Annotated in this window: 16 protein-coding genes and 1 pseudogene; 6 read left to right on the forward strand and 11 right to left on the reverse strand. The window is 65.1% G+C overall.

Translation table 11 applies throughout. The features are described from left to right. The first annotated feature begins 6 nt into the window (after positions 1-6). Entirely contained in the window at positions 7-1,056 is a 1,050-nt protein-coding gene (locus ACNANG_RS21725; protein WP_420224752.1) for a Bug family tripartite tricarboxylate transporter substrate binding protein, read from the forward strand. Positions 1,057-1,107: 51 nt separating this feature from the next. On the opposite strand, the gene ACNANG_RS21730 is transcribed toward ACNANG_RS21725, so the two are convergent. From ACNANG_RS21730 to ACNANG_RS21750, 5 genes are all read right to left on the reverse strand, one after another. Further along, positions 1,108-2,310: a Gfo/Idh/MocA family protein gene (locus tag ACNANG_RS21730; protein WP_420224753.1), complete on the reverse strand. Its 1,203-nt coding sequence runs from the start codon at positions 2,308-2,310 to the stop codon at positions 1,108-1,110. Then, positions 2,307-3,275 carry a PDR/VanB family oxidoreductase gene (locus ACNANG_RS21735; RefSeq protein WP_420224754.1) on the reverse strand — a complete coding sequence of 323 codons (969 nt, stop codon included), beginning with the start codon at positions 3,273-3,275 and terminating at the stop codon, positions 2,307-2,309. The genes ACNANG_RS21730 and ACNANG_RS21735 overlap by 4 nt, the downstream gene beginning before the upstream one ends. An 8-nt stretch (positions 3,276-3,283) precedes the next feature. Then, positions 3,284-4,246, reverse strand: coding sequence for an ABC transporter substrate-binding protein (locus tag ACNANG_RS21740; protein ID WP_420227627.1), 963 nt, complete (start codon positions 4,244-4,246; stop codon positions 3,284-3,286). A gap of 41 nt (positions 4,247-4,287) precedes the next feature. Further along, positions 4,288-5,604 carry a Rieske 2Fe-2S domain-containing protein gene (locus tag ACNANG_RS21745; RefSeq protein WP_420224755.1) on the reverse strand — a complete coding sequence of 439 codons (1,317 nt, stop codon included), beginning with the start codon at positions 5,602-5,604 and terminating at the stop codon, positions 4,288-4,290. A 146-nt stretch (positions 5,605-5,750) separates the two neighbouring features. Further along, a complete protein-coding gene (locus ACNANG_RS21750) occupies positions 5,751-6,695 on the reverse strand; it encodes a Bug family tripartite tricarboxylate transporter substrate binding protein (protein ID WP_420227628.1) in 945 nt (314 codons plus the stop codon). 490 nt (positions 6,696-7,185) lie between these two features. On the opposite strand from ACNANG_RS21750, the gene ACNANG_RS21755 reads away from it, so the two are divergent. After that, complete coding sequence (locus tag ACNANG_RS21755; protein ID WP_420227629.1) at positions 7,186-7,740, forward strand: MarR family winged helix-turn-helix transcriptional regulator; 555 nt, start codon at positions 7,186-7,188, stop codon at positions 7,738-7,740. 58 nt (positions 7,741-7,798) lie between these two features. Here the strand turns inward: ACNANG_RS21755 and ACNANG_RS21760 are convergent, their stop codons facing one another. From ACNANG_RS21760 to ACNANG_RS21785, 6 genes are all read right to left on the reverse strand, one after another. Further along, on the reverse strand, positions 7,799-8,785 hold the full coding sequence (locus tag ACNANG_RS21760; protein WP_420224756.1) for a Bug family tripartite tricarboxylate transporter substrate binding protein: 987 nt from the start codon (positions 8,783-8,785) through the stop codon (positions 7,799-7,801). A 40-nt stretch (positions 8,786-8,825) separates the two neighbouring features. Then, positions 8,826-9,479, reverse strand: a complete 654-nt coding sequence (locus ACNANG_RS21765) for an isochorismatase family protein (protein ID WP_420224757.1) — start codon at positions 9,477-9,479, stop codon at positions 8,826-8,828. Between the two features lie 126 nt (positions 9,480-9,605). Further along, positions 9,606-10,532, reverse strand: coding sequence for a LysR family transcriptional regulator (locus tag ACNANG_RS21770; protein ID WP_420224758.1), 927 nt, complete (start codon positions 10,530-10,532; stop codon positions 9,606-9,608). A gap of 65 nt (positions 10,533-10,597) precedes the next feature. Further along, on the reverse strand, positions 10,598-10,903 hold the full coding sequence (locus ACNANG_RS21775) for an AtuA-related protein (protein WP_420224759.1): 306 nt from the start codon (positions 10,901-10,903) through the stop codon (positions 10,598-10,600). Positions 10,904-10,973: 70 nt separating this feature from the next. Then, positions 10,974-12,251 (reverse strand): acyclic terpene utilization AtuA family protein, encoded by a 1,278-nt coding sequence (locus ACNANG_RS21780; protein WP_420224760.1) that lies wholly within the window; start codon positions 12,249-12,251, stop codon positions 10,974-10,976. Positions 12,252-12,255: 4 nt separating this feature from the next. Continuing rightward, positions 12,256-13,269, reverse strand: coding sequence for a Bug family tripartite tricarboxylate transporter substrate binding protein (locus ACNANG_RS21785; protein ID WP_420224761.1), 1,014 nt, complete (start codon positions 13,267-13,269; stop codon positions 12,256-12,258). Between the two features lie 136 nt (positions 13,270-13,405). On the opposite strand from ACNANG_RS21785, the gene ACNANG_RS21790 reads away from it, so the two are divergent. From ACNANG_RS21790 to ACNANG_RS21805, 4 genes and pseudogenes are all read left to right on the forward strand, one after another. Then, positions 13,406-14,368: a LysR family transcriptional regulator gene (locus ACNANG_RS21790; RefSeq protein WP_420224762.1), complete on the forward strand. Its 963-nt coding sequence runs from the start codon at positions 13,406-13,408 to the stop codon at positions 14,366-14,368. A gap of 104 nt (positions 14,369-14,472) precedes the next feature. Then, positions 14,473-15,471, forward strand: coding sequence for a Bug family tripartite tricarboxylate transporter substrate binding protein (locus tag ACNANG_RS21795; RefSeq protein WP_420224763.1), 999 nt, complete (start codon positions 14,473-14,475; stop codon positions 15,469-15,471). A gap of 133 nt (positions 15,472-15,604) precedes the next feature. Continuing rightward, entirely contained in the window at positions 15,605-16,717 is a 1,113-nt protein-coding gene (locus ACNANG_RS21800) for a hypothetical protein (protein ID WP_420224764.1), read from the forward strand. Positions 16,718-16,784: 67 nt separating this feature from the next. Beyond that, positions 16,785-17,446, forward strand: a pseudogene (locus ACNANG_RS21805) (response regulator). Positions 17,447-17,607 lie beyond the last annotated feature (161 nt).

Here is a 17,607-nt window from a genome sequence, read left to right on the forward strand (position 1 = left end):
CCACCCATGAACCCGCATCCCTTTGCTTACGCGTCGCTGCCCCACCTGCCGTCCGCCAGCCTGTCGTTCCGCCGTTTGTGGTTCAGCCGTTTGTCACAGCGCCTTGCGCTGGCCGCGGTCGCGCTGTGTGTCGCCGCGACGCCGGCCTTGGCGCAGGACTACCCCGCGCATCCCGTCAAACTCGTCGTCCCGCTGACGCCGGGCTCGGGCGCCGACATCGTGGCCCGTATCCTTGGCCGCAAGCTGCAGCAGATGTGGAACCAGACCGTGCTGGTGGAGAACCTGCCGGGCGCCGGCGGGCAGATCGGCACGCGGCGGGTGGTGCAGGCCCCGGCCGATGGCCTGACGCTGCTGGTGCAAAGCGCGTCGCACGCCGCCAATCCGGCCATCTACAAGAAGCTGCCGTACGATCCGCAGACGGACCTGGTCGACGTGGCGCTGCTGTCGACCACCCCTTACGTCATGGTGGCGGCGTCGGCCAGTCCGTACAAGTCGGTCAAGGACATTGCCGACGCCGCCAAGGCCAAACCGGGTGCGCTTGCGTTCGCATCGGCGGGTGTCGGATCCTCCACGCACCTGACCGCGGAACTGTTCGCACAACGCGCGGGCATCTCGATGATGCACGTGCCGTTCAAGGGGTCGCCCGATGCGATCACCGATGTGGCGGCCAACCGGTCCGTGTTCTACATGGCGCCACTGTCCACCTTGGGCGGCATGCTGACCGACGACGGCCGCCTGTCCGCGATCGCGGTCACGTCGGCGCAGCGCGTCTCCACGCTCCCGAATGTGCCGACGGTGGCCGAGTCGGGCTATCCGGATGTCAACATCGAGTTGTGGATCGGCCTGTGGGCGCCCGCGGGGACCAAGCCCGCCATCATCGAAAAGCTGTCTTCAGACCTGACCACCGCGTTGCAGTCACCAGACGTGCAGGCCCAGTTCGCCAAAAGCGGCAACAGCACGCGCATCCTCAAGCCCGAGCAGTTCAAGGCCTTCGTCGACAGTGAGATCAAGACCAACAAGCAGTTGGCGCAGAAGGCGGGCATTCAGGTGGATTGAGGGTGGGACAGGCGTCCGGAGCAGGGAACGATCCGGCCGAGCACCGCCTGCTTAGTCGCCCTGATGCAACAGCACCACATCCTGCCCCTGGGTATCGGACTGCAGCATGGCAAGGCAGATTTCCAGGGTCGCCTTCGCCCACACGCCGTCGTGCAGCGGTGCGACACCTTCCCGCACCGCGGCGACCAGTTCGTCGATCACTTCGGCGCGGGGAACCGACGGCTGGGGCAGGGGCACCCATTCCTTCGCGTATCGCCCATAGACCTGGATGCCGTTCGGCATGGGCCGCAGGTCGCCTTGATCGCACGAGACGATCATCGGACCAAAATGTTGGTGCCATGGCCGCGCATCATCGATCGAAGGCGGCTTTGGGGGAACGTAGGCGGGGCCACCGTACGTGCCTCTGGCTTTCAATTCGGCTTCCTCTTGCGGGGAAGCCACGGTATCGAGCTTGCGCCGCGCCGAGCCATAGGCGGCCGGATCCTTGGCATGTCCCATCTCACCGGTCCAGTCCGTCCATTCGTCCGTATCGAAGTGGCCGTAGCCGTTGTAGCTGAGCGACGCGTACGCGCCATTGTCGAACCACAACAGCGCCGAGTAGGCCCCTTCGGTCGGCCGAGCCGGATCCCAGTGGCCGACGGCCGCGCGCAGGCGGGTAGGGCGGCTGCCTGCCAGCAGCCGCACGATATCGACCTGGTGCGCCGCCTGGCTGAATACCGCGCCGCCGCCTTCCGACGTCATCAGTTCTTCAGGCCGTCGCGGGCGAAGCAGATAGTCCGTGTAGTTCATTGCCTGGATCATGCGGACCGCGCCCAGCCGGCCGCTGCGGATGAGATTCCGGCAGGCCAGATAGGGCGTGTCGAAACTGTGGCAATGCCCGACCAACAGATGCACCTGGGCCTGCCTGCAGGCGTCGATCATCGTGTCGCACGCCGCAAGGGACAGCGCCATCGGTTTTTCGACCAGCACGTGCTTGCCGTGCGCGGCGGCAAGCCGGGTGTGTTCGGCATGGTACTGATGCGGGCTGGCAACGTAGATCACTTCGACCTGGCTATCGGCGACCAGCGCGTCGAACGAATCGTACGCGGGCGCATCGAAGTCGCGCGCGAACTGGGCGCGTGCGGTCTCGCGGGTGTCGCATGCGGCAACGAGCCGCACGCGCGCGTCCGCCAGGAAGGTGGGCAACATCAACGAAAAGGCGCGGCCAAGTCCGGCCACGCCGATACGCAGGGCGGAGGAGGGTGTCGCGTTCATAGGTCCAGCACCAGCGGACCCGACACCGCGCGCGACACGCACACCATGATCTGATTGTCCTGTTGTTCGGGCATCAGGACCATGTCGCGATGGTCGGCCACGCCTTCGAGCAGACCCGTGCGGCAGGATCCGCAGGTACCGCTCTCACAGGAAAACGGCACCTTGACCTCGGCCGCGCGCAGTACGGACAGAATCGACTGCCCCACCGGAACCTCGAATTCCAGCCCCGACCGCGCCAGCTTGACGGTGAAGGGCGTATCGTCGGCGCGCTTCTCGCCGCCTTCCTGGAAACTTTCGAAGTGGATGTTCCCCGGCGACCAATGGCCCGTCATGTCGCGGACCGCTTCCATCAGGCCCCGCGGGCCGCAGCAGTACACATGGCCACGATTGGGTTTTTCCAGCACCGGCCACAGATCGAAGGCCGCGTCCGGATCGCCGCCGTCATGATGCACCTTGACGTTTTTGCGAAAGGAAGGCGCGTCCAGGACATCCAGGAATGCGGTCGTTTCAGCCGACTGGCTCAGGTAGTACAGCTTCCAGGGCGCGGGCGGCAAGTCGCCGAAAGACCGGATCATCGACAGGATAGGCGTGATGCCGATACCCCCTGCGATGAAGACGTACGCCGACGCCTTGTCGACCAGGGGGAACGCATTGTCGGGCATCGAGGTCGGCAGCGTGTCGCCTTCCTTGGCGTCGTCGACCAGACTCATCGAACCGCCGCGCCCGTTCGCATCCCGCTTGACCGTGATCACATACTTGCCCAGGTCTTCCGGATCACCGCACAGGGAATACTTCCGGAACTCGTTGTTGGGCACCTGCACCTTGACGTGCGAGCCCGGGGTGAACGGCGGCAGTTCGTCGCCGTCGGGATGCACCAGTTCAAAGCTGCGAATGCCGATCGCCACATCCGTTGCTTTCGCAATCCGCAGCGGCATCATGCGTTGGGTGTCGTTGGCGTCTTCCATCGCGCGGCCTAGATTTTGTAGGATTCGTAGGTGGCGGGGTGGAACAGCTCTTCCACCGGGACCTGACGCGACGACAAACCCTGCGCATGGTGATGCCGCACAAAGGTCTCCAGCGTCCGCCTGTTCGCCTGCACGCCATACGACCAGTAGTCCTCGCCCATGGTCTCTTTCGCAGCCTTCAGCTGCTCTTCCACGAACGGCAGGGTGACCTTGGTGGCCGACGTATCCGCCAGCTTGTCCAGCGCGGCAGCCTTGGACTGTTCGAACGCTTTTACGAGAGCGGCCGGCAGCCACGGGTGCTGCGCCGCCAGTTCCTTGCGCAGTCCCACCACGTGCATGATCGGGAACACGCCCGTGCGCTTGAAGTAATCCTTGGCGACGGCAGTGGGATCATCGAACAGCCAGCCGACATCCGGGTTGTGGCGGGCGGCGCCGCCGGGCGGACGCGGCGCCATGAAGCCATCGATATCGCCGCGGTCCAGCAGGTCCGAAATCGTGCTGCCTTCTGGCGCATCCACCATCGTCACGTCGCCCGGCAACTGCAGCTTGATCTTCTCCGGGCGGCCCGGCTCATCGATCCCGCCCCGCACCCAGGTCACGTCCGACGGTTTCACACCATAGTCGTCTTGAAGAATCGAACGCGCCCATACGTTCGCCGTCAGCTGGTATTCCGGCACGCCGATCTTCTTGCCTTTCAGATCGCCCGCCGTCTTGATCCGGTCCTTGCGCACATAGATCGACGTGTGCCGGAACGCCCGCGACAGGAAGATCGGCAGCGCGATATAGGGGCATTCGCCCTTGGCATGCTTGACCAGATAGCTCGAGAACGACAGCTCGCTGACATCGAAGTCGATGCTGCGGAACGCGCGAAAGAACATCTCTTCCGGATTGAGCAGCATGAAAACCGGATCGACGCCGTCGATCTGCACGCCACCGTCGAACAGCGCGCGGTTGCGGTCGTAGTCGCCCATGGCGATGGAAAGGCGAAGGTTCAAGGTTGTCTCCGGGACGATCAAGTCGTCTGATAGTTGCTGTCGAGTTGCGGCGCGTTGGCGTCCGTGGTCCATACCGGGCGGGCGCCAAAGTCGCGCCAGTCGGTGGTCTTGGGAATGATGGCCTGGAACGAGCAGATCTCGGACGGGATCCGCAACTCGCCGGTGCCGATGGCCGGCTTGCCTTCCTGGAAGGCCTTGACCGCTTCCAGCATCTGGCGACGGAACTCGACGATCGCAAAATCGCTGGCACCCAGCCTGTCGTCCGACCGGTTGGCGATGGGCCCCATCGTCACCCACATCGCGATGTCCTGGTTGGGAAAGCCCGTGATGCCGGTAAAGTTGCCCGCCTTCATGGCCTGGCGGTCCTGCTTGAAGCGGTTGCCCATGTGCCGGAACGGATGGTATTCGGGGTCCAGGTCCACACCTACCTGCGCGCCCAGGAACTTGCGCCAGGTTTCGGTATCCGGCGCCTTGGCCGGATCGCCCCATGAAATGAAATAGAAGGCCGTGTTGGTGTCGTCCATCGGAACGTTGATGTTCGCAACGTTGTACAGGTTGTTGGGTGGAATCAGCACCGTGGCGGGCGCCACGAACACGGTGGACCGCACATAGTTGTTCTCGGACGCCTTGGTGATCGGCCGACGGATCGCGGCGTAACGAAAGCCGTAGGTGCCCCACTGCACCTGCATGCGCGGCGCCTTGTCGGTTGAAGGACGCAACCAGTTCTTGCCTGTTGCTTCGGCGCCGCCGACCCGCGCGGGCAGGAAGTCGGAAGAGTGCAGGCTGTCGCTATGGGCGGAGTCGATGGCGCCTTCAAGGATCTGCGCCCAATTGCAAGGGATCAAGATCTTGGCGATGCTGACCTTGGTGTCCCTGGTCGGCGCCCAGGGCGGCGGCACGAATTCGGGCACGTTGTCCTGGGGGCCCATATAGGCCCACACACAGCCGCCCCATTCCTGCACCTTGTAGGCCTTGTGCTTGACCTTCTCGGTCATGGCGCTGGCCGACGGTTCGGACACCATTTCGATGACCGTGCCTTCCACGTCCATCTTCCAGCCGTGATACAGGCAGCGCAGGCCGCATTCCTCGTTGCGCCCGTAGACCAGCGACACGCGGCGGTGCGGACAGAACTCATCCATGACCCCCACGCGACCTTCGGTGTCGCGAAACACCACCAGGTCTTCACCAAATACCCGTGCCTTGATGGGCGTGCCATCGGGCTCGCTGACTTCTTCGCTCAGGCAGACCGGCGTCCAGTGCCGGCGCATCAGCTGGCCCATCGGGGCGTTGCCCTCGACACGGCACAACAGATCGTTTTCTTCAGTGGTCAACATGTCTCGCTCTCACCAGGTTGTTGCGGTCCGGTCCGGCAACCGGAACAGGCATATTCATTAGATATCTAATTAAATTGAAGTGTAGGGGACGCCGGCGCGTTTGTCCACCTGGCTGGCGTCCCCCGCTGTCGCCAAGGCGACGCGGCTTACTCCGCCTTGATGCCAGCCGCCTTGATCGCGCCTTCGTAGCGCTTGCCTTCCTCGGCAATGGCGGCGGCGTAACGATCCGCGGGCCCGCCGACGGGCTCGATGCCCAGCGTGTTCAATTGCTTGATGACCTCGGGAGTCTTGAGCGCGCGCGTCACCTCGGCATTGATGCGCGTCACCGCATAGGTTGGCGTTCCTGTTGCCGCCAGCACGCCCACCGTTACCGCGAAGTTGAAGCCGGGAATGATTTCCGAGATCGCCGGAATGTCCGGGGCCAATGCCGAGCGCGACGCCGAATTGGTCGCCAGGATTTTGACCTTGCCGTTCTCGGCAAAGCCCGACAGCGAAGGCAGCGCGGCAAACACCACGCCTACCTGGTTTCCCACCAGCGCCGGCACCGACTGGCCCGACCCACGGAAGGGCACATGGTTGATCTGCAGGTTCAACGCGGCCTTCATGGCTTCCATCGTCAGGTGATGGCTGCTCCCGATGCCAGACGATCCATAGTTCAGCTGACCCGGCTTGTTTTTGGCGAGCGCAACGAACTCCTGCAGCGTGTTGACCTTCAGTTCGGCATTGGCCGCCAGGAACAACGGCGACGTGGCGACCAGCGATACGGGTATGAAGTCCTTGGCCGGGTCATACGCCAGGTTCTTGTAGATGGCCGGATTGATGGACATCATCGATCCGTCGGTTACCAGAAAGGTATAGCCATCGCGCGGCGCGCTCGTCAGCGTCTGCGCCGCAATCACACCGTTCGCGCCCGGCTTGTTTTCGACGACGACGCTCTGGCCCATGTGTTCGGTCAGCCGCTGCGCCACCACGCGGGCCACCGTGTCGGGCAGACCGCCCGGGGCGTAGGGAACGACGAAACGGATGGTGCGGTTGGGGTAGCCGGCGGCGTCATCCGCGGCCGATGCCGGGGTGGGAGCGAGCGCCGCCATGATGCCGGTCAGCGATAGCGCCAACGCCAGAGCTTGCGCGCTTGGCCCGGCACAGGATGTCTGGCAATGCGCTCGGGCTGCGGCGTCGCGGCGTGTCGCGTCGGCGCGAGCGAAAGCTGCCGGCCCACTGGCCGGCGTTGGCGTGCGTGTCATCGGGATGTCTCCTGCTGTGTTTGTCGTTATGGGCCGCGGCGGTCATGTCGCGCGCGTGCTGAGCCAGATGGACCAGCGGCGCGCGCCGGCCATTCAACCCAAAGAGCGTCTGGCAAATTTACTTAGCTCTCTAATATAGATTAGGAGGGCCGGCAGCGAGGTGTCAAGCCGGCCGCGCCGGATGGGCGAGGGGAGTTACCCTTGCCGGCGGCGCCTGCGCGCCCATTGCCGCCGTTTATAGTGATTGCCTTGCAGCAGACCGGCTATGCTGTGGCCGGTCCGGCCGGAACTGCAGCGCAACCTGTCGACTTCCCTCTATACGAACGCCTTGCCAAGCATGAATTCAAACGAAGAAACGCGAAAAGTCCTCGACCATTGGCGCGAGGCCGTCCCCGATGATCGGCTGGCCCACCTCGTGAAAGACGCGACGCGCGCGTTGGTGCGCGGGCTGCAGATGCGGCTGACGGAACATGATGTGTCGTTCGGGCATTGGGCCTTTCTGCGGATCTTGTGGGAGTCCGACGGGCTGACGCAACGGGAATTGAGCGAGCAGGCCGGTGTGCAGGAACCAACCACCTATTCGGCAATGAAGGCCATGGAAGCGCTGGGCTACGTCGAGCGCAAGCACCTGCCAGGCAACAAGAAGAACGTGCATGTCTTCCTGACGCGCAAAGGCAAGGCACTGAAAAAGAAGCTGGTGCCGCTGGCCGAAGAGATCAACGACATTGGCACCCGGGGCTTGAAACCCGCCGAGATCACCACGGCGCGCAAGGTGTTGCTGACCATCATCGCCAACCTGGCGGAAGACGAAGCGCACGTGAACAATGCCGAGCGGCGCATGCCGTCAACGCGCGAGCTGTCGCGGCGGATTGCGGAGAGCGGCGACCTCTGACTGCGCGGCGCCGTGCCGCATCCTTCAAGTGCCTGGGCACGGCGCATTGCGGTCGCGTTCAGTTGCTCCCGGCCAGCCCGGCCGCAGTGACCGATTTGGCAAAGCGCTGCATTTCCTTCTGGATGTGCGCGGCATAGGCCTCTGCAGGCATGTCGGCGGCCAGGATGCCCAGTTCGTTGAAGCGGGCCAGGGTGTCAGGTTGCCTGAGCGCATCGGCCAGCGCATTCGACAGTGTGCGGATGACCTCGGGCGGCGTGCCTTTCGGGGCAATGACGCCGATGTCCGCCGACAGGTCGTAGCCGGGCAGTCCGCTTTCGGCGATGGTCGGCAACGAAGGTGCCTGCGGCGCGCGCTTCGATGTACTCACCGCAATCATGTTGAGGCGCTTGCCCCGCACAAACCCTTCGATCGAGGGCAGGCCGGCAAGGATCATGTCGACCTGTCCGGCGACGACCGGACCCGACGGCTGTTCCTTGAACGGGACGTGCAGCATGTCCATGCCTGTGGCGGCCTTGAGTTCTTCGAAAGCAATGTGGTGCAAGGATCCCACGCCGATCGTGCCGTAGGTGTGCTTGCCCGGCGCGGCTTTCACCATGGCCACCAGTTCCTGAAAGGTCTTGGCGGGCACATTCGGGTTGGTGACCAGGAACAGCGGCGCCACCCCCAGCATTCGCACTGGGGCAAAGCCATGGGCGGCATCGTAGGGCAGCTTCTTGTACAGGGTGGGGTTGATCGTCAGGGGACTCAGGTCCAGCAGCAGGACCGTGTAGCCATCCGGCGGCGCTTTTGCCACCGATTCCGTGGCGATGATGCCGCCGGCGCTGGGCTTGTTCTCGACGACCACGGCTTGGCCCAGGGACGTCGTCATGTGCTGCGCGACGATGCGGGCGATGACGTCGGGCAGGCCGCCGGTGGGCGCCGCGACAACCATCTTGATGGGCCGGGTGGGAAAGGCAGCGTTCGGTGACGCGGCGAAGGCGGGTGCCAGCGCAAGTGTGAGCAATGACGCGCCAAGGGCGCGGATCCAGGGCAGGGCAGACGGCATGGTGGATCTCCGGCAAGAAGCATCGGGCGCCTGGAAAGCGTCAGGCGGGCTGTTGAAGGCGCAGGTGCGCAAGCACGTCCGCCAGCGGCATGACGTCGGCGTATTTGGCCTGCAGGTCGAACAGGCTTTGTTCGTGCGACGCCCGGGATCGGTCGCCCACGCCTTCCCGGACGACGATCGGCCGCAGACCGTTCTGCACGGCGTCCACGACGGTCGCTCGCACGCAGCCGCTGGTCGTGCAGCCGGTGACGATGACGGTGTCCACGCCCTGCGAGATCAGCCGCGACAGCAGGTCGGTGCCGAAAAAACAGGATGCGTACTTCTTGATGAGTATCGGCTCGCCGGCCCGGTAATCCAGGCGCGCATCAAGCGCCACGTCGTGACTGCCCGCGCGCAAGGTGGTCGACCCCTTCATCTTGAGGCCCCACATGCCTGCGTCGGCCAGCCCGGCGTCGTCGTAGGCCGTCGTGGTGAACATGATCGGCAGGCCGGCTTCGCGCATCAGCGGAATGAGTTGGTTCGATGCGTCGATCTGCCCGTCCAGGTTCGCGCCCAGCGGGCGGCTGGGATCGGTGAATCCGTTGATGAGGTCGACGACAACGAGGGCGGCCCGCCGTCCGAATCCCAAGGTCTGGCCGAACCCGCGTTGCTCGAAGAAGGCCTCGTCGCCTGCGGCCGTGGTCAATGTGGTCATTGCTGTTCCTGTTCGTGTTCCTGCGCCGCCTGGGCGGCGCCAGGAGCCATTACAGACGCGACGGCGAGAGGCGTCCAATACGCTTTTGCGCTGGGAGCCATACGGCAAAGCGCAGAGCAGGGACGGTCAGGGTGACAGCACGAACGGTCCGAGCCGTTCCCGGATCATGGCAAGACACTGAACGACCAGGGCGTCGCGAAAGTCGCAGGAACCGTCCGCATCGGCATCCGCGCGCCGCCGCACCAGGCACAAGGTCATGGACATGGACGGCACCAGGCGGCGCGCGACGAGTTCTCCGGTTTCCAGCTCGCGCGCAACGGATCCATACGGAATCACGCTGGCAGCCAAGCCGCGCATCAACAGGTCGCGTATCCCCGCAATGGATTGGGTTTCATACGTGACCCGGCACGTCAGACGATGGGATGCTGCCGCATCCACCAGCAGCCGGCGTCCCACGTCCCGTTCGCCACCCATGGCAAGGTCGAAGGACAACGCATCTTCAAGCATCATGCTCGTGCCCGGCGGTGCGCGATCGGCCCGCACAACGAAGGGAATCTCTTCTTCAAGCAAGGGGTGGACCGCAAGACCAGGCCTGGCCGGGGCGCAGTACGCCAGGGCCAGGTCGATCTCCTGGCGTTCCAGCGCATCGACCAGAAGAAAGCTGGGTTCTTCGCGCAACTTGAGTGCCTGGCCGGGCGCGGCGCGCGACGCCCACACCATCAAGTCCGCGCCGATCAGGTGGACGAGGCTGGCGGTCAGTCCCAGCTTCACGGGACGCGCGTCGGTCCCCTGCAGTTCCCTGATGTCGGCCTCGGTCCGATCCAGCAGGGCAAGGACGTCCTGGGTGCGCTGGTAAAGCAGTTGCCCTGCCGGCGTGGCGTCCACGCCGCGTGAATGGCGATGCAGCAGCGGAACGCCCAGGTGGGCTTCAAGCTGCCGAAGTTGCGTTCCCAGCGCGGGTTGCGCCACGTGCAATTGCTCGGCGGCACGCGTAATGTTGCGGGTCTCAACCACCTTGGCGAAGTAGGTCAGCTGGCGAAGGGTAAGCATCATGGTGCCGTAAGTGCCCGAAGACCGCATGGTAGTGCACCGGAACCGGCAACGTACGACGCGTGGCGCTAAGGCAGATCGATGTCCTGCATCAGATACGACAGCGTTTTGCCATGCGCATCCAGCGCGAGCGAGATCGTCACGCCGCCGCCCAACGCATTCTGGATGACGAAATTGAGCGCCCTCAATTTTGGCAGCGCGTAGCGCGTGACCGGCCCGGCGGCCACATGGGCATATGCGGCGGCCACGCGGTCGACGGTCAGGTCGCGCTCCAGCCGCTGCCACGCGGCGTCGTCGTAGGCAATGACGGACACATTGGACGTATTGCCCTTGTCGCCCGCGCGCGAATGGCCGAGTTCCAGCACCTTGGTCATGACGAGGCTCCTTCCATGACGATTTCCGGCCGCACGTGTTCACGCGGCAACAGCAGTGACTTGACGCCGATCACCTGGCGCACGGCATTGGTGCCGCCGCCGCCCCGGCGGGGCCGTTGACGTTCAAGGTCCTGACTTCGAAGCCCACCGCTTCGGCGGCTTTGCGGTCCGGGCTGCGGGCGGCGACGCGCAGCCTGACTTCGTAGGGCTCGGGGCGGCCGGGCGCGTCGCCATGCAGGCTGGACACGCCGATGTAGTCGACGCGAATCTCGGGATAGCTGAAGCCGCGCAGCGCCAGCCGTTCGCGCACGATCTGCTCCGACAGGCGTGCTCGGGCCAGGGCATACGGACCGGCATAGCCGACCTCGCCTTCACCGATCCAGCCATCGTGGTAGCCGACAACCACCTTGTAGGTGCCGGTGCGTGACCGGGCGCGGGCGCCCGCCATGCGCACGCGGTCCGGTCCAAGCTGCTCGAAGCTCGCGTCGGTGATGTCCAGCACGCAGTCCGGCGTGATGTAGCGGGCCGGGTCGTGCAATTCGTATAGGGCCTGTTCCGTGCAGGTGGCGACGTCGAGCCGGCCGCCGGACCCCTCGACCTTGCCGAAGATGACCTGGCCGTCCTGTGTCACGTCGGCATAGGGAAAGCCCAAGCGCGCCAGGCCTTCCACCGGCTTGCGCGGAAAGTCCGCGAAACAACCGCCGGTCAGCTGCGCGGCGCATTCCAGCAGGTGTCCGGCAAAGGTGCCGGCGGCCAGGTTGGGCAGGTCGTCATAGGACCAGCCCAGGCCATGCAGCATGCATGCCAGGAACAGGGAAGGATCAGCAACGCGGCCTGTCACCACCACGTGTGCGTCGGTGTCGAGGGCTGCCCGGACGATGTCGGCGCCCAGGTAGGCATTGGCGGCCGCCAGTCGCGGCAGCAGCGATTCGACAGGCTCGCCGCTTTCCAGCAGGGGCAGTTGCGGATTCGCGCGGATGATCTCGGTGACGTCATCGCCCACGACCGCGGCGACGCGGGGCGGCGTCAGGCCCACGGCCTGCGCTTCTTCGCGGATCGCGCGGGCCGCGGCGATCGGATTGGCGGCCCCCATATTGGTCACGATGCGGATGCCCCGGCGCAGGCACTCGGGCAGAACCAGACGCATGCGTTCCCGCAGGAAAGGGGTGTATCCCGCGGCCGGGTTCTTCAGCCGCGCCAGGGTTTCGCGGGCAATGGTGCGCTCGGCCAGACATTCGAACACCAGATAATCGATGTCGCCTTTTTCGGCCAGTTCGAGCGCGGGCTCGAAGCGGTCATCGGAAAAGCCCGAGCCCGCGCCGATGCGGATGCGTGGTCTGCCTGTCATGCGGTCACTCCGGTTGGATGCCAGCGGCTTTGATGATCCGCGCCCACTTGTCGGTTTCGGATGCCTGGAAACGGCGCAGCATCTCGGCGTCGCCATACGACACTTCGGTGCCGGTCTTTTCCATCAACTGCTTGAGTTCGGGCGACCCCATGGCCTGTTTGAGCAGATCGGCAAGCCGAGCCGCGATCTCGGGTCGCGTGTTGCGGGGCAGATAGGCAGCCGTCCAGTACGACATCTCGTAGCCCTTGAGACCCGCCTCGTCCAGGGTGGGCAGGTCGGGAAGGATGTCGAGGCGCTTGTTGCTTGTCACGGCCAGGCCGCGCAGCTTGCCGCTTTTGACCGGGCTGAGCGCCGATGAGGTGTCCACGAACATCACCTGAACCTGCCCGCCGACCAGATCGGTCAATGCGTTGGGGTTGCTCTTGTAGGGCACATGCGTGATGTCTACGCCGGCCATTTGCCGATACAGCTCGGCCGATACGCGGGAGGATGAACTGCCGCTGCCGAAATTGAGTTTGCCCGGCTCGCGGCGCGCCTGCGCGGTGAACTCCGCGACAGTCGCCGCTGGAAAGTCCGGGCGCGTGACCATGACCAGGTAGCCCTTGCGCAGCAAGGCGACGGGCGTGAAGTCCTTGACCGGGTCGTAGGGCACATTCTTGAACAGGTGCTCGGCCGCGGCGTGCGTGCTGTTGGTGGTGAGGAGCATGGTGTAGCCATCGGGCGGCGCGTTCGCCACCGCCTGCGCCCCGATGAAGCTGTTGCCGCCTGGTCGGTTGTCGACCACCACGGTGACGTGATTGGCCTCGCTCATGGCCTGCGCCAGCGCGCGGGCGACTTGGTCCGTACCGCTGCCGGCCGCGAATGGCACGACCATCTTGATGGGCTGGCCGGCGGCGGGGTAAGTCTGCGCGAGGGCCGCGGGCGCGGCCGCCGCGGCGATGATCGCGGTCGTCACCGCGGATGTAAGCAGGGTGGTCAGCGGGATGCGAAAGGGGCGGGCAAGCGTGGGCCAGGTCATCGGGCGGTCTCCTAGAGCGTGACGGTAGCCAGCCAGGGAAGGGCCAGGTCCGCACGGATTGTGCACGCAGTGTAGGAAGCGCAGACTGATAGGTGAAGTGAATTTATCGCATTGATTTGATGCGTTTTGGACATCCATGCCCGTCTCCCGCACCGCGTTGACCGTCAACGAACTCGAAGCCTTCCTGTTGCTGGCGGATACCTGCAGCTTCCGCCAGGCTGCCGACCGGTTCCATGTGTCGCAGCCCGCGCTGAGCCGCATCATCCAGTCGGCCGAACGCAAGCTCGATGCGCGCCTGTTCGACCGCAGCACACGCCACGTGGCGCTGACGCCGTCGGGCGAAGAACTGCTGCCCATCGCCCGCCGGATCGTTGCGGAATTCCACGACTCGCTCAGCGACCTGTCGGAGTTCGTGGCGGGCCGCAAAGGGCGGATCACCATCGCCTGCCTGCCGTCCGCCGCCGCGGCCTTGCTTCCGCGCGCGATGCTGGCGTTCGAGCGGACCCATCCCCGGGTGACGCTGACCCTGGTCCCGATGTCGGACGAATACGTGCAGGAACGCGTGGCCGACGGGCGCGCGGACTTCGGCATGTCGGTCGCGCCTGCCACGGCCGGGCCGGTAGCTTTTGAGCCCGTCGCACAAGACGACTTCGTGCTGATCTGCAGCGCGGAAGATCCGCTGGCCAAGCGCGCCCGGGTGGACTGGCGCGTGCTGGCCAGCCGCCCATTGGTGGCCAGCGGGTCGTCCAGCAGCATCCGTCCCCTGGTGGATCGGGTGCTGGCCGAGACGGGGCTTGCCATCTCGCCGAAGTACGAAGCGACCAATATTTCGGTGGTGGGCGCCATGGTGGCGGCGGGGCTGGGCGTGGCGCCCGTGCCGCGCTTGGCGCTGTGCCTGATGGACGTCAGGGGCCTGGCCGTGCTCAAGCTCGGCCGGCCTGCCGTGCATCGCGAACTGGGCATCCTGACGCGCAGCGGACGGTCGCCGTCCGCCGCGGCATCGGCATTCCTGGCGACCCTGCGGTCGGAATCGGGCACGCGCCCGACGCTTTCTGGGCCGGATATTTCGCTGCGCGGAACGCGTCCGGTGCGCGATTGACGCAGCGCGGGCCCTTCCTAGGATGGGACAGTCGAAGGTCCGTCCAGGGCCCGCCGATGACTTGAATCCCGACGACCCATTGATAACGATAGACGGAGACCCCCGTGACCTACCTGTTCGCCCAACGCCGTGTTGCCTGGGCTGCGATGGCGCTTGCCGCCACAGCCCTTCCTTTTTGCCTTGTGACGACCGCGGCTGCGGCTGATTTTCCGGCGCGTGCCGTGACCCTGGTCGTGGGCTACACGCCCGGCGGAGCAATCGATCAGTCGGCCCGGCTGGTGGGCAGCGAACTGGCCAAACGGTGGGGGCAACCGGTTGTGGTTGACAACAAACCGGGCGCCAACGGGACCATTGCCGCGGGCACCGTGGCGGCAGCCAAGCCCGACGGCTACACCTTGCTGGTAACCGCGACCAGCCACAATCTCAACAAGTTCGTGAACAAGAACCTGCGCTATGACGTGACCACGTCCTTCACCCCCGTGGCCCTGACGGTGGAGGTACCCAACATCCTGGTCGTCAGCGCGGCGTCGCCATATCGGAATGTTGGCCAGCTGTTGACGGACATCCGCGCGGGGAAGAAGCCGTTCAGCTATGCGTCGCAAGGCATAGGCGGCGTGCCGCATCTGGCCGGCGAACTGTTCAAGCTGCGTACCCAAACCGACATTCTTCATGTACCGTACAAAGGCGCGGCGCAGGGCATGACCGACCTGGTCGGCGGCGTCGTGGACATGTCGTTCCCGTCACCGGCGTCGGCCACGGCTTTCATCGCGCAGGGCAAGCTGCGGGCGCTGGCGGTGGCGTCCAATCAGCGCATTGCGCAGCTACCCGACGTGCCCACCTTTGCCGAGGCAGGGGTGCCGGACTACGTGATCAGCACCTGGCATGGCATCCTGGCGCCCGCGGGCACCCCGCCCGATATCGTTGCCAAGATCAACAAGGACGTCATCGAGATCGTGCAGTCGCCGGAGTTCGCGAGCGCGCTGCAGGCACAGGGCAGCATCCCCGCGCCACCGCTCAGCCCGTCGGCGTTTGGCGCCAAGCTGGCCAAAGAGCTGAGCGCGTTCGAAACGATCTCGAAGAAGGTCGATCTGAGCGGCAATTGACATCGCTCGGCTGGGGGTCGGTACATACCCCTAGCCGTCACGTGTGGCGTTTGAAAGGAATTCGAAAGGCGCGCGTCCCTACAGTCATCCCCACCAACACAACGATAACGAGGGGACGATGATGAAACGACGCATGGCAATTCTGTCTGGGGCCGCAATGCTCGCCACCGTGGCCGGACTGGCGGCGTGTGGCGGGGATGGCGATGACACCCCGAGCACGCCTGATCCATTGGCCAACGCACCAACGCAAGTGCGGACCACCTGGTTCGGCATCAGCAACTGGCATTACCAGATCGGCGACAAAGGCTTCATCCTGGATGGTGAAGTCGTCAATTCCGGCCGCGCGCCGACGCCGGCCGCTGTCACCAAGGCATTGACCGCGCTCAAGAAGAAGGGGTCGGTCGACTTCTTCCTGGTCGGCCATGAACACGGCGATCATGCCCTGCAGATTCCCGAGTATGCCAAGCAGACCGGCAAGATGGTCTACGCGCCTGCAGCCGTGTGCGCCGCCGTCGTGGCCTATGGCAACCCGGCGTCGCAGTGCACGACGCTCAAGGGCGGCGAGACGATCAAGATCAATGACTTCGTGACCATCCGCAGCGTGCGCTGGTTGCACAGCCTGGATTGCGGCGAAGTCGGCAACGGCGTGGCGGGCGTCGAGACCTTCGGCTTCCTGATCTCCACCAAGACACGCGACAAGACGATGAACGTGTATGTGTCGGACAGCGGCGCGGGCGGCGTGGATCTCTTCATTCCGCGCGTGACCGGCAAGGGCACGGCCGCCGAGGTGGTGTATGGCTCGCCCTTCTCGAATCTTGCGGACGCCGTGCGGCAATCCGGGTCGCCAACCATCGATCTATGGCAGGGCGGCCCCGAATCACGTGTCGTGAATCAGGCCAGGGTGCTCATGCCCGCCTTCGGCATCAAGTATTTCCAGCCGCATCATCTCGGCACCCGGGCCACGCTGGTGGACGGCGTGAGCGTGGGCTACAAGCTGGAATACGGCCTGCACTTCCCCTACAACACGTCCGAAGTGCCGAAGCTGACCGACTACCTGAAGAGCGTCAACACGCTGGCCTTGAATCCGGTCAACTACTTCGACGCCTGGACGTTGACCAAGGACGGCTTCACGACAAGCGACAACGCGGTGGTCAAGGCGGACTATGGCTTGCCCGCGACCGGCCCCGGCCCTGGCAAGCAAGGTCCCAACCCGCGGTCCGGGCAGCTGGAGTGCACTGGCGACTGAGTCTGCGATGCCGCGGATCGCGTCGCAGTCCGGGCCGGATGCGCCCGCGCCGCCGGATGGCGCGGGCATTTGCGCTCTGATCGCCGAAGACGAAGCAGCGCTTGCCGAGGGGCTTGCGAAGGCGCTGTCGGCATTCGGCTTCGCGGTACGCGTGGTGGGCGATGGCGGCGCCGTGTGCCCCGCGCTTGCGGTGGGAGGCGTCGATGTACTGGTGCTGGACCTTGGCCTGCCCGTCATGGACGGCCGCGCCGTTCTGCACGCCTTGCGCGCGGCCGACGTGCGAACTCCCGTGCTGGTGCTGACGGCGCGGGACGCCCTGGCCGAATGCGTCGACGTGCTGAATGCGGGTGCCGATGACTTTTTGTCGAAACCGGTGGCGTTGCTCGAGCTGGCCGCGCGGCTGGTGGCGTTGGTGCGGCGTGCGCGGGGGTGGAGCGGGTGGCGCTGGCCTGCGGGCCATTGGTGCTGGATACGCTGCGGCGGCAGTTCACGCTCGATGGCCGGCCGCTGGAGTTGCCCCGTCGCGAATACGCCCTGTTATCCATGTTGCTTGCCAGGCAGGGTGAGCCGGTCGCCAAGCATGAGATCCATCGCGATGTGTTCGCCGAGGAACCGGCCCATGCCGAGGTGGTCGAACTGATGGTGCACCGATTGCGGCGGCGCCTCGGCGCGAGCGCGGTGCGCATCGTGACCGTGCGTGGCATGGGCTACCTGATCGAAACCACCTAGTTGACGCCGTCAACCACATCATTGATGAGCGCAACAATTTTGGTTACATGCATGGGGCGCATCAATGCATGCCAAAGATGCAATGGAGGAAATGCCTCCCGCCGGCCTATGATCGGTCTCCCTGCGCGCCGGCCCTGATCCCGCGCAGGTCATGACAACGA

Origin of the sequence: Pigmentiphaga litoralis, assembly GCF_048632615.1 — a bacterium.
GTDB lineage: Bacteria > Pseudomonadota > Gammaproteobacteria > Burkholderiales > Burkholderiaceae_B > Pigmentiphaga > Pigmentiphaga litoralis_B.